We start from the raw sequence: 11,946 nt of genomic DNA, 5'->3' as shown, positions 1-11,946 counted from the left end.
GCAGTCTCCTTGTTGTTATTGTGGTTGGCGCTACTTTTCGACAATGGCGGTAATGCCCAGCCCGCCCGCCGCGCAGATCGAAATCAGGCCGCGCCCGCCGCCGTTTTCGTGGATGATTTTGGCCAGCGCCGCCAGTTGCCGGCCACCGGTGGCAGCGAACGGATGGCCGCAGCCGAGGGAGCCGCCATTGACGTTCATTTTCGTACGGTCGATGGGCCCCAGCGGCGCGTCCAGACCCAGGCGCTCGCGGCAGTAGTCGGCGTCTTCCCAGGCCTTGAGGGTGCACAGCACCTGGGCGGCAAAGGCTTCATGGATCTCGAAGAAATCGAAGTCGGCAAAGCTCAAACCTTCACGCTTGAGCATGCGCGGCACGGCATAGGCCGGCGCCATCAGCAGGCCTTCGGTGCCGTCGACAAAATTCACCGCGGCCGTTTCACCGGTGCGCAGGTAGGCCAGCACCGGCCAGCCGTTGGCAGCGGCCCATTCCTCACTGGCCAGCAGCACCACCGAGGCGCCATCGGTCAGGGGCGTGGAATTGCCCGCCGTGAGCGTGCCGTTCTGGCGGTCATAGGCGGGGGCGAGGCCCGCGAGTTTTTCCAGGCTGGCATCGGCCCGCAGGTTGTTGTCCCGGGCCAGGCCGCGATGGGGGCTGATCAGGCCGTCAAAGAAGCCACGTTTATATGCCGCGTCCAGCCGCTGATGACTGGTGAGGGTCAGTTCATCCTGGGCCAGGCGCTTGATCTGCCAACGCTTGGCCATTTCTTCGCAGTGTTCACCCATCGACAACCCAGTGCGCGGCTCGCCATTGCGCGGTAGCAGCGGCTTGAAGAACATCGACGGCCGCACCTTCAAGAGGGTCTTGAGCTTGTCGCCCAGGCCCTTGGCGCGGTTGGCCGCGAGCAAGGTGTGGCGCAGGGATTCATTGATGCCGATGGGCGCATCGGAGGTGGTATCGGCGCCCCCGGCAATGCCCACGTCGATCTGGCCCAGGGCGATTTTATTCGCCACCAGCAAGGCCGCTTCCAGGCCGGTGCCGCAGGCTTGTTGCACATCGTAGGCCGGTGTGTCCGGGGACAAGGTGGTGGACAGCAGCGATTCACGCGCCAGGTTGAAGTCCCGCGAGTGCTTGATCACCGCGCCCGCGGCGAACTCGCCCAGGCGCTGGCCATGCAGGTTGTAGCGGTCCACCAGGCCTTGCAACGCCGCCACCAGCAGGTCCTGATTGCTGTCGTGGGCATACACGGTGTTGGAGCGGGCGAACGGAATGCGGTTGCCGCCGATGATCGCCACGCGGCGGGTCGGGGCCGGGTTGAAGCTGTAGTCACTCATCGAAGGGTCTCATTCCAGATAAATAGCCCGCGCATGTGCGGCCGGTCGCCGGCGAAATTGCGCACTTCGAACTCACGGCGCGGGCCGCTCGCGGGGTGGTTCCACAGGGCGACCTGGCCGGGCAGGAAGATCGGCAACTTGAAATCGCAATCGGCTTGGGCCTGGTCCAACCCACCGGGCGGTTGCTGGGCGGCCAGCGCACGGCCCAAGGTCCACATGCCGTGGGCGATGGCGCGGCGAAAGCCGAAGAGTTTCGCGCCGATCACTGAGGTGTGGATCGGGTTGAAATCCCCCGAGACCTTGGCAAACCGTCGGCCCAGATCGGCGGGCAAAACCCAGCGTTGGCTGCGCAGCAAACCGTCTTCCTGCAACGGCAACGCGTCGTCCCAAAGCTCGCCGACCGGGTCTTTGACGTCGCGACGCAGGTACAGGCTGTCGCTTTCCCAGGCCAGGGTGCCGGCGCTGTAGGCGCGGGTGGCGATGCTCAGCGCCTGCCCCTTGGGATGGGCGACCCAGCGCTCGGCATACACCTCCAGGCGCAAGGCGTGGCCTTCGTGCAGGCGCTGGTGCTGACGAATGCGATTGGCCAGGTGCACCATGCCGCTGGCCGGGTAGGGGAAGCTCGGCCGGGTCAGCAGCATCAAGTGCAGCGGGAACGCCAGCACATGGGGATAGGACAGCGGCACGCCCTGCTCACGGCGAAACCCGCAGGCACGGCCGTAGGCGCCAATGCCGGCGGCAGACAACTGCACCGCCGAACGTACCAACCGCGCCGTGGGCAATGCCGGCGCGCCGTCGAGCTTGGGTTTGCGCAGGGCCCGCACGCCGTCCAGCAGCAATTGGGTGCGCGATGGAGGTGGGTCGACAATCTGGGTCACATAGTCCATGGCTCAGGCTCCCAGCAGGCTTTGGCCGCACACACGCACCACTTGGCCATTGACCGCGCCCGACGCCGGGTGAGCCAGCCAGGCGATGGTTTCGGCCACGTCCATAGGTTGCCCGCCCTGGCTCATGGAGTTCATGCGCCGCCCCGCTTCACGAATCAACAGCGGGATTTTTGCGGTCATTTGGGTCTCGATAAACCCTGGCGCCACCGCATTCACCGTCACCTGCTGCGCCGCTGCACGGGGTGCCAGGCCTTGCACCAGGCCGATCACACCGGCCTTGGAGGTGGCGTAGTTGCTTTGCCCGAGGTTGCCGGCAATGCCGCAAATCGATGACACGCACACGATGCGCCCGCCCGGGTTAAGCCCCTGGTTGTCCAGCAGTGCGTTGCTCAGGTGCACCGGCGCTTCGAGGTTGACGGCCAGTACACTGCGCCACGCCGCTTCGGGCATCTTGGCGATGGTCTTGTCACGGGTGATGCCAGCGTTGTGCACCACCACATCGAAGGCGCCGTATTGGCCGACATGGGCCAGCAACAGTGAGGCGGCATCCGGCGCGGTGATGTCCAACGGCAACGCGGAGCCGCCGACGCTGGCGGCGGCCTGTTGCAGCGCGTCCTGGGCCTGGGGCACATCCACGCACACCACATGGGCGCCATCACGCGCCAGGACCTGGGCGATGGCCAGACCTATGCCACGGGACGCGCCGGTGACCAGGGCGCGTCGGCCGGCGAAGGGTGTGTCCCAGCCAAACGCGTTGTGGCCGTCCACCGGCTGTTCCAGGCGCACCACTTGCCCAGACACATAGGCCGAACGGCGTGACAGGAAGAAACGCAGGCTGCTGTCCAACGACTGTTCGGCGCCCGGTGCCACGTAGAGCAACTGCACGGTGATCGCCCGGCGCAGTTCCTTGGCCAGCGAGCGCACCAGACCTTCAAGGGCGCGTTGGGCGATGGCCTGGGGCAAGTCCTGGCAATGCTCCGGCGCCGTGCCCAGTACCACCACGCGAGCGTGCTGGCCAAGGCGCTTGGCATTGGCGTGGAAGAACTCGTAAAGCTCATCCAACTGTTTGAGGTCGACCACAGCGCTGGCATCAAACACCGCGCCCTGCACCTTGACCGTCGAGGGCGCCCTGAGCGTCGCCGGGGTCGCGGCGACGGTATCGGTGCTGCTGAAGAGGCGTTGTACCTGAGCGGTCAGGCGCCCTGCCCCGGCGATAATCACCGGGTTGGCCAGGCCTGGTTGACCGCTGCGATAGCGTTGCAACGGCAGCGGTTGCGGCAAACCGACCGCCTGCGCCAGGCGCCGGCCCCAAGGGGAATTGACGAACGATAGGTAGCTGTCACTCATAGATAGATCCACTCACAACACTGTCTTGAACTGTGACCCCGCTCCTTGTGGGAGGGGGCAAGCCCCCTCCCACACTGACCGCGATTGTTCTAGTTGACCGAGGCGTTTTCGCCTTGGCTGCTGCGGCGTTTGGGGGCCGGCTCCAGCGCCTGTTTGCGCTGCTGCAACGCCTCCAGCAAACCGAAGTCCTGGGGGAAGTCGTCCACCTGAATGCCGTGGTCGGCGTATTCCACGTAGCGTGCAAGCAAGGCGTCTTCGTCGTCGCTGATCAGGTCCAGCGCCCTGGCCTTGACGCGCCAGGTGGTGAAGGCCGTGGCAGAGATGGGCATTGGATCGAGCAAGCCTTGCTTGATGGCAGGCTTGAGCCGCGCTTCGACCAGTTCCACCTGCGGCAACAGACGCAAGCCCAACTCTCCGTACGCCAGCTTGTCGATCTCCGGACGTGGAATGTAGGAATTGGCCAGCAACCGGTCGCGGGTTTCGCCAGGGGTCTGCACCACATCGGCCACCTGGGCCAGCAGGCGATCCGAGGGTTTGCGCAGCGGGATTCCGAATGGGAACGTCAGGCCCCGCACCACCACGGCGGCGGTTTTCGAGGGGTAGTTTTCGAGCACTTCGGCGAGGGCTTCATGGGCCCGCAACAGCGCATCCTGGGCTGACCAGTGCACCAGCGGCAGGTCGGCCTGGGGCCGGCCGTCATCCTCGAAACGCTTGAGCACGCAGGACAGGATGTACAGCTGCGAGAGAATATCGCCCAGGCGCCCGGTGATACTTTCCTTGCGCTTGAGGGCACCGCCCAGCACGCCCATGGAAACGTCCGAGATCAACGCCAACACCACCGACAGCCGGTTAGCCTGGCGGTAGTAGGACGCGAGCGCCGGGTCGGTCTTGGCCGGGGCGGAAATCAGCCGGCCGCCGGTCAGGGCATGCACCGCTGCCCTTACGGTGTTGGCCAGCACGAAACTCACATGGCCGAACATTGCACTGTCGAAGTCTTCCAGGGCCTTGCGCCGGTCCGGGTTGCGCGCCGCTTCCATCTCGCGGAACACATAGGGGTGGCAACGGATCAGGCCCTGGCCAAAGATGATCAGGCAGCGGGTCATGATGTTCGCGCCCTCCACCGTGATGGCGATGGGGCTTTGCTGATAGGCGCGGGCCAGGAAGTTATTGGGGCCCATGCAGATGCCCTTGCCGGCGACGATGTCCATGCCGTCGTTGACGATGATCCGCGCACGCTCCGTGACGTGGTATTTGGCAATGGCCGAGATCACCGAGGGTTTTTCACCGGCATCCAGGGACGCCACCGAGACCTTGCGCACCGCATCGCAGGCATACAAATGCCCGGCCATGCGCGCCAGCGGCGCCTGCACCCCTTCGAACTTGCCGATGGGCAGGCCGAACTGCTTGCGCATCGCGGCATACGCCGTAGTGCCACGCACCGCAACCTTGCCCAGGCCGACATTGGCCGACGGCAACGAAATCGCGCGGCCTGCGGCCAGGCATTCCATCAGCATGCGCCAGCCGTTGCCGACTTGCTCGCGGCCGCCGATCACCCATTCAAGCGGGATGAAAACATCCTTGCCGGTGGTCGGGCCGTTCTGGAACACGGCGTTGAGCGGCCAGTGACGACGACCGCTGTTCACGCCGGGATGGGACGTCGGGATCAGCGCACAGGTGATGCCCAGCGAACCTTTCGCACCCAGCAAGCCATCCGGGTCTTCGGCACGAAACGCCAGGCCCAGCACGGTGGCGATGGGACCGAGGGTGATGTAGCGCTTGTCCCAGGTCACGTTGAAACCCAGCACTTCTTCGCCCTCGTGCATGCCCTTGCAGACGATGCCCAGGTCTGGAATCGCACCTGCATCCGAGCCGGCATACGGGCTGGTCAACGCAAAACACGGAATATCTTCACCCCGCGCCAGGCGTGGCAAGTAGTAATTGCGCTGGGCGTCGGTGCCGTAATGCAGCAGCAGCTCGGCCGGGCCCAAAGAGTTGGGCACCATCACCGAAATCGCCGCCGCCGAGCAGCGCGTCGACAGCTTCATCACCACTTGCGAGTGCGCATAGTGGGAGAAGCCTTTGCCGCCGTACTGCTTGGGAATGATCATGCCGAGGAACCCGGCATCCTTGGTGTACTGCCAGCCTTCGGGGGACATGTCCTGCCAGACCTGGGTGGTTTCCCAGTCGTTGGCGATGTCGCAGAGGGTTTCCACTTCGTTGTCGAGAAAGCCTTGTTCCTCGGCGCTCAGGCTCGCCGGTGCGGCTTGCAGCAGGCGTTGCCAGTCAGGTTTACCGCTGAACAACTCGGCGTCCCACCACACGGTGCCAGACTCGATGGCCGCACGCTCGGTGTCGGACATCGCCGGCATGATCGTGCGAAACAGGCCGAGGGCCTTGCTGGTAAGCAAGGTGCGGCGCAGGGGCTTGATTGTCATCAGCAGCGCAGGTGCTACTACCAGCAGCGCCGCGACGCAGACACCCAAGCCTGCCACCACGTTGAACACGTAGCCCAGCGCCAGCCAAATCAAACCCGCGCCTAACCACAGGGTGGCGGCAGCTTGTCGATACGCCAGGGCAATCGCGGCTGCGAAACCCACCAATAACCAGATAATCATGGGGATACCTCTACTCGATTCAGGGTACGGCGACGACGCGACGGCGCATGGATGAGCTGAAGCGTAAAGCCACACTACAAACTTGGAAAACAATATTCAAATTTTGTTTTGAAATTTTTATTTAATGTATTGGCGAAAAAACAGCGGCTGAACGGGTCAGCCTGATCAATCAACATTTAAAACAAACCCTGCACGGGGTTGAGGATGAACGGCTGGGCGAAGGCAGCAAGATGCGCTTGGTGCCCTCTTCCATCACCCCGCGTGAAACCTCAGAAAGCGTAGGTAGCCGAAAGGCTCACCACATCCCCAGAGGACTCGGCTTTACCATTGAGGCTCGCGCCCCCGAGGCGATCGACGTTCTGGGTCTTCAGCTTGACCTCCTCCACGAACTGGTGGGAGTAAGCGGCGTCAAGACTCAAGCCCTTGATGGCTTTTACCTCGTAACCTGCACCCAGCGACAAGAAGGTCCGATCGCCATCCGGAATCCGCGGGTCACGGGTCGAGTTGCGAGTAGGTGTCTGGTCAAGCGCCACACCGGCACGCAAGGTCAACTCGTCGGTCACGCGGTAATCACCGCCAATGGAGAGCATCCAGACGTCGCGATATTTGTAGGGGATAGAGACAATCTCTGAGCCCCTGGACTCAAGCGTCAGGTTTTTGAACGACGACCACTTGGTCTGTACCGCACTCACACCCATAGTGAATCGATCGTTGAACTGGTGTACCCAGTCCAAGCCGATAGTGGCGGGAATATCCAGTTGTACGCTGGCGTGGGCGCCGTCGGGAAACAGTTCCAGCCCCGGATAGGCGGATCCAACCAATGTCCCGCTGCCAGTGAACGGATTCGTGCCCGTCATCAAGTTATTAGAGAAAGCGTCCGCACGAATGGTGTACTTACCCGTCAGCTTGTTCTTGATCTTGGCGTGATAGTTGATGCCCAGCGTGTCTTTATCGGTGGGCTTCCACGTCAGACCGGTAAACCAGCCGGTGGAAATATTGTCGACCTTGACCCGTATCAATGCGTCACCCACGCCTGATGGCAAGTCGATATTACCGAGGATCGGATCTTGGGAAACCGCCGCTGCCGCCAACAAATCGATGTTCTGGCTGACAAAACCCTTGGTGTGCTGAACGATCACCCCGCCACCGACAGAGAACTGATCATTCACCTTAAACGACAGCGATCCGGTCAACCCCACGGTTTCGATCTTGGTATCAACGGCGAAATCGCGAAATTTGGAGTCCTGGTTCCACGTCGAACGCATGCCTTGCGGCACGACTTGACTCAAGCCGAAAGCGAACCGATCCCCAAGCGGCATGACCATGAAGCCCGTCGGCAACCAGGCTGTGAACCCCCCTTGGCCGCCATCATTGTTGTTCACCGTGGTCGCAGAGAGGTCCGGGAAACCATCAGACCCTATGGGCGTATTGGAGGTCGGGTTGCCCAGGTAATCATTGGCCTCGCCTTTGTATTTGATTTTGATGCGTGCGTAGTCGACCGTGAATTGCGCCACGTTGTGCTCGACAAAGGCCATCGCCGCCGGGTTGTTGAAGGCCGAACTGGGGTCGTTCTTGAACAGTGAACCGCCCGCAAACGCGCGCCCCCATCCTGGTGCGCCGAAGGTGGGGGTTGAAAAGCCGCCAGCCTGGACAGGCACGGCAACCATCACCCCGCCTATCAACGCCAGCCCCAGCAAAACCTGCACATGTTGTTTCTTATTATTCATGCGGCACTCCTTATTGTTCTCTCTTTGAGCCGGCATGGCCGGTTCGTCTTGCGGCCTGGCAATTTCTGAACTGGCGCCTGGTACAGGCGCCAGTTTTCAACGGGTGATCAACCCTGCGTTCTCAGCCCCTGATCAAGGCACGATGGTCAGTGCAGGGGTCGGAGTGACGCTCAGGCTCACCACGGTGCAGCTACCGGCCAGGGTCTGGTTGGAGGCGGTCAGTACACCGCCGCTGTAACCCACGGCGATGGTGGACGGGCCGCAATTGGAGGCTGGGTACAGGAAGGTGCTGGCGATGGTGTAACCCACATTGGTGACGTTGCCAGCGGCGGCTGCCGTGGCGGTCAGGGTCCAAGGCAAACCGGTGATCTTAGGCAGCGCGCAGAGGCCACCACCGGTAATCGACACGCTGGTGATTTTTGCAACGCCAGTCGCATCGACGTTTCCGGTAAAGGTTGCGCCGCAGTTAACCGCTGCCTGGAAGGAGGATGGCGACTTCACCGAAATCGTGCCGGGGGCGGTGAAACTGGTACTCACCGGAGAGATGCTGAAAGCGTTCGCCATGGACGCCGCACCCATGCAAACAGTCAGAGCAGTCAACGACACGAGAGTTTTAAAGCTTTTCATTGTTTTTCCTCACATGTAATGGCGAGTCATTCGCCAGGGGGTAATGGCCATGAACGAGAGGTCACGGTGAAACTGCAGAACTTCCCTTTCCAGCCAAATCTCAATTCAATTACCGCTGCACGTTATTCAACAACTTTGAAGTTCGGCGGCATCTTGATCGACACCGTCTTGATCTTGCAGTCTTCGCCAATCGGTACATTGGCGGCTTCCAACTTGCCGGTGGCGTTGTCCCACGTGCCATCCGCCGTAGAAGGCCCGCACTTGCCGCCCAGGCCGAAGGCGTGAACATCAACGCTGATATTTGACATGGAACCGCTGCGGGTGTCCTTGGCGATCAATACCCACGGCAAGTTGATGGCTTCGACCCGGCTGCACTTGAGGCCGCCGTCGAATTCAACTTTATCGACATTCACCGAAGTGCCATCCGCCGCGACCTTGCCGGCCACCTTGATGGTGCAATCGGCACTGATCAGCGCACCTTTGGAGAAGCTGATCGGGCCTTGGGCCGTAAAGGCGCTGCCGGCTGGTTCGATGCGTGCGGCCTGGGCCTGGTGGTAGGCAATCAGGCCCAGCGCAGCCAATAGAATATGGGTAGTGAACTTGGCAGGTGTTTGCATGGTGTACGTCCTTCCCTTTAATTATTGTTGTTCGGGTCAAACCACTTCCTCGGGGCGATAACGTCCTGCGCGGCATGTAAGGCCCCGAGTACACAACTTACAGTTACTGCATGTCAGAACGGCGTGGCGCTGTTGCTGTACTTCTCCAGATACTTCAAGCGTTGTGAGGGCTGAAGATTGGTCAGGGTGATATCCCCGGCGTAATGATTAAGTACCCGATGATCCATGCGCCGGCGCCACAAGTACGGCACATAGGCCCAGACAATCATGCTTGCGTAACCGTAGGGCAGTTGCGGCGACTCATCAAAGTGACGCAACGACTGATAACTGCGCGTGGGGTTGGCATGGTGATCGGAATGCCGCTGCAACTGGAACAGAAAGATATTGGTGACAATCCGGTTACTGTTCCAGGAGTGGCGCGGCGAACAGCGTTCATAACGACCATTGGGTAACTTCTGGCGTTTAAGTCCGTAGTGTTCGACATAATTCACTACTTCCAGCAGCGAGAACCCGTACACGCCCTGGACAATCAGGAACGGAATCACTGCCGCCCCCAGCCAGGCAATCATCGCGCCCCACAGCACCACGCTGTACATCCAGGCACTGAGCACGCCGTTCTTCCAGTGCCAGGCCGGCAGGCCGAGTTTGCGCAGGCGCTCACGCTCCAGGTTCCACGCCGACTGCGCGCTGAACCACACCGAGCGCGGCAGGAACGCCCAGAAGCTCTCGCCAAGGCGCGAGCTGGCCGGGTCTTCGGGCGTGGCAACGCGCACGTGATGACCGCGGTTGTGTTCGGTGTAGAAGTGCCCGTAAAAGGTCGGCGCCAGGGTGACTTTGGCCAGGAACACTTCCAGAGCGTTGGGCTTGTGCCCCAGTTCATGAGCGGTGTTGATGGCAATACCGGTGGCGGCACCCGTCGACATGGCCATGCCCAGGTAGGTAAACCAGCTCGGTGCGCCATGCAGTTGCGTACGGTCGGTGATGTAACCGGCGGCGTGCACCAGCCAGTTGGACGGGTCAAGGTTGGCGGTGGCGTGCAGCAGGCCACCCTGGATGATCCATTCGATCCCGCCGGCGGCCAGCCAGCCGGTAATGATTACCGACGAGATCACCAACAGCACACCGGTGTAGACGATCCAACGGTAGTAGCGTTGGGTTTCCAAATGGCTGACGGCGGACTCGGGCGGGTTGCTCACGTCTTCGCCGAGCAGGCCGTCGATCAGTGGGATGAGGCCAAAGATGACCAACACGCCGACCCACCACAGTTGCTGGATGCCCGTGGCAATGGCGAGTGAACCGGACAACAGAGGGGTGGCCAGCGGCATGATGCCCAACCACCACAGGTGGCGCTTGCCGTCGGTCCATACGCTTGGCGCTGCCAGGGTCTGGTTCATGGCAGCCTCCTTGGCAGGGAGGTGGAAAACAGGTTCAGGGAGCGTTGAAGGCTCCGGGAAATCAACCATGCGATAAAAGACGTTTTTTTCATTTTTATTCGCTCTTAGGCATTTCAAAAATCATTTCAAAACAAACATTGAAATATTTTTTTAAATAAATAACGCGGAATCGTTAGGTCGTCAACTACTTTTTCGAGGCCTTTTTGACGTGACCGGGCAGTCTCTTTTTCAGCCGTTTGGTAAGGTCTCTAGGGCAAGCATTTGCGACGTTTGACCCCGCCATGAGGGCCACGCTTATTTGTTCGCCAAGGCAAAGGGCGGATGCAGGACGGTGGCCGTCCCCGTTGGGCGCGCACGCTTGGCGACGTACAGCACAGCTTCGACCACCCGCGCCGTGGCGGTGATCGGCAGCATATGGCCGCGCCCTTCCACCACTTGCAGCTTGAGCCCTGGCACTTTGTCGGCGAGGGCCTGGCCGTGTTTGCGAAAGTCCAGCACCTTGTCCTGTGCGCCGTAGATCAGGCCGATGGGCAGGGTCAGTTGCGGGTAGCGCTTGACCATGTCCGGTAGGAAGTCGTTAACCAGCGCGATCTCGCTGGAGGCGGCATAAAAGTTGTCGGGGCGCATGCCCAGCAGCCCGCCGCCCCGGGTGGCGAAATCTTCGGGTGCGGTGTCCGGTGCAAACACACCCTTGACCACCGAGCGTCGGGTCAACAGGCCCATCGGCACCGTGAGCGTCTGGGCGACCCAGCGTCGCAGCCAGGCCGGACGCACCGCCAGCGACCAGAACACCAGCGGCAAGGTGGGTTGGGGATGGGTCAGCGGCGCCACCAGCACCAGGCCCGATAAGGCCTTGGGATGATCAAGCGCCAGGCCCAGGCCAATCGCACCGCCCAGGGAATGCCCCAATACCAGGGGTTTATCCAGGCCCAACACCTTGATAAACGCCGCGATTTGCCGCGCCTGGGCCGGCAGGTCCGCAGCGCTACCTTTGTGTCGCGTGGAATAACCCGATCCCGGACGGTCGAGGGTGATCACCCGAAAATGCTCACGCAACTGGCCGGACAAGGCATAGGTCAGGTTGCGACTGCTGCCCATCAGCCCGTGAATCATCACCAACGGCGGGCCCTTGCCCTCTTCTACATAATGAAAGCGCTCGCCATCGACCTCCACAAAGCGCCCGTTGATGGGGACAGCGGCTTCGATGCGCCGTGTCATCCAGGCGCTAAAGCCCCATAACACCGCACTTGCGCCCGCCGCAGCGGCAACCCACTCCACAGCCATAGCTCGGTCCTCTGCATCCCTGTTGCTGGCGACCCGACCGGAATTGATCAAGACCTCAGCCACCGTCCACACCCTGGACCGGAACCTCATGCATACCGTGCTCGTCCGTCGGACAAGTG

The 11,946-nt window shown here is 61.7% G+C and carries 9 protein-coding genes; all 9 read right to left on the bottom strand.

The window, feature by feature from the left end; genetic code table 11:
* Positions 1-30: 30 nt before the first annotated feature.
* Positions 31-1,329: an acetyl-CoA C-acetyltransferase gene (locus tag PspS35_RS12940; RefSeq protein WP_159935026.1), complete on the bottom strand. Its 1,299-nt coding sequence runs from the start codon at positions 1,327-1,329 to the stop codon at positions 31-33.
* Positions 1,326-2,216 (bottom strand): MaoC/PaaZ C-terminal domain-containing protein, encoded by an 891-nt coding sequence (locus PspS35_RS12935; protein ID WP_159935024.1) that lies wholly within the window; start codon positions 2,214-2,216, stop codon positions 1,326-1,328. Before PspS35_RS12935 ends, PspS35_RS12940 begins: the two co-directional genes overlap by 4 nt.
* A gap of 3 nt (positions 2,217-2,219) precedes the next feature.
* The gene (locus tag PspS35_RS12930) at positions 2,220-3,563 is read right to left on the bottom strand and encodes a 3-oxoacyl-ACP reductase (RefSeq protein ID WP_159935022.1); all 1,344 of its coding nucleotides are present in this window, start codon (positions 3,561-3,563) and stop codon (positions 2,220-2,222) included.
* Between the two features lie 89 nt (positions 3,564-3,652).
* Positions 3,653-6,178, bottom strand: a complete 2,526-nt coding sequence (locus tag PspS35_RS12925) for an acyl-CoA dehydrogenase (protein ID WP_159935020.1) — start codon at positions 6,176-6,178, stop codon at positions 3,653-3,655.
* Positions 6,179-6,447: 269 nt separating this feature from the next.
* On the bottom strand, positions 6,448-7,905 hold the full coding sequence (locus PspS35_RS12920) for an outer membrane protein transport protein (protein ID WP_159935018.1): 1,458 nt from the start codon (positions 7,903-7,905) through the stop codon (positions 6,448-6,450).
* Positions 7,906-8,037: 132 nt separating this feature from the next.
* Complete coding sequence (praB, locus tag PspS35_RS12915; RefSeq protein WP_159935016.1) at positions 8,038-8,532, bottom strand: alkane oxidation protein activator PraB; 495 nt, start codon at positions 8,530-8,532, stop codon at positions 8,038-8,040.
* A 122-nt stretch (positions 8,533-8,654) separates the two neighbouring features.
* Complete coding sequence (gene praA / locus PspS35_RS12910; protein ID WP_112195651.1) at positions 8,655-9,149, bottom strand: alkane oxidation protein activator PraA; 495 nt, start codon at positions 9,147-9,149, stop codon at positions 8,655-8,657.
* A 113-nt stretch (positions 9,150-9,262) separates the two neighbouring features.
* The gene (locus PspS35_RS12905; protein ID WP_159935014.1) at positions 9,263-10,543 is read right to left on the bottom strand and encodes an alkane 1-monooxygenase; all 1,281 of its coding nucleotides are present in this window, start codon (positions 10,541-10,543) and stop codon (positions 9,263-9,265) included.
* Between the two features lie 294 nt (positions 10,544-10,837).
* Positions 10,838-11,827, bottom strand: coding sequence for an alpha/beta hydrolase (locus tag PspS35_RS12900; RefSeq protein ID WP_174244808.1), 990 nt, complete (start codon positions 11,825-11,827; stop codon positions 10,838-10,840).
* Positions 11,828-11,946 lie beyond the last annotated feature (119 nt).

The organism is Pseudomonas sp. S35, assembly GCF_009866765.1.
Lineage (GTDB): Bacteria > Pseudomonadota > Gammaproteobacteria > Pseudomonadales > Pseudomonadaceae > Aquipseudomonas.
The sequence above is the reverse complement of the archived record's forward strand: the minus strand, read 5'-3'. Positions and strand labels throughout refer to the sequence as shown.

Coding starts and splice junctions, on each gene's coding strand:
- PspS35_RS12940 (WP_159935026.1), bottom strand. CDS start 1,329: ATGAGTGACTACAGCTTCAACCCGGCCCCGACCCGCCGCGTGGCGATC.
- PspS35_RS12935 (WP_159935024.1), bottom strand. CDS start 2,216: ATGGACTATGTGACCCAGATTGTCGACCCACCTCCATCGCGCACCCAA.
- PspS35_RS12930 (WP_159935022.1), bottom strand. CDS start 3,563: ATGAGTGACAGCTACCTATCGTTCGTCAATTCCCCTTGGGGCCGGCGC.
- PspS35_RS12925 (WP_159935020.1), bottom strand. CDS start 6,178: ATGATTATCTGGTTATTGGTGGGTTTCGCAGCCGCGATTGCCCTGGCG.
- PspS35_RS12920 (WP_159935018.1), bottom strand. CDS start 7,905: ATGAATAATAAGAAACAACATGTGCAGGTTTTGCTGGGGCTGGCGTTG.
- praB (WP_159935016.1), bottom strand. CDS start 8,532: ATGAAAAGCTTTAAAACTCTCGTGTCGTTGACTGCTCTGACTGTTTGC.
- praA (WP_112195651.1), bottom strand. CDS start 9,149: ATGCAAACACCTGCCAAGTTCACTACCCATATTCTATTGGCTGCGCTG.
- PspS35_RS12905 (WP_159935014.1), bottom strand. CDS start 10,543: ATGAACCAGACCCTGGCAGCGCCAAGCGTATGGACCGACGGCAAGCGC.
- PspS35_RS12900 (WP_174244808.1), bottom strand. CDS start 11,827: ATGGCTGTGGAGTGGGTTGCCGCTGCGGCGGGCGCAAGTGCGGTGTTA.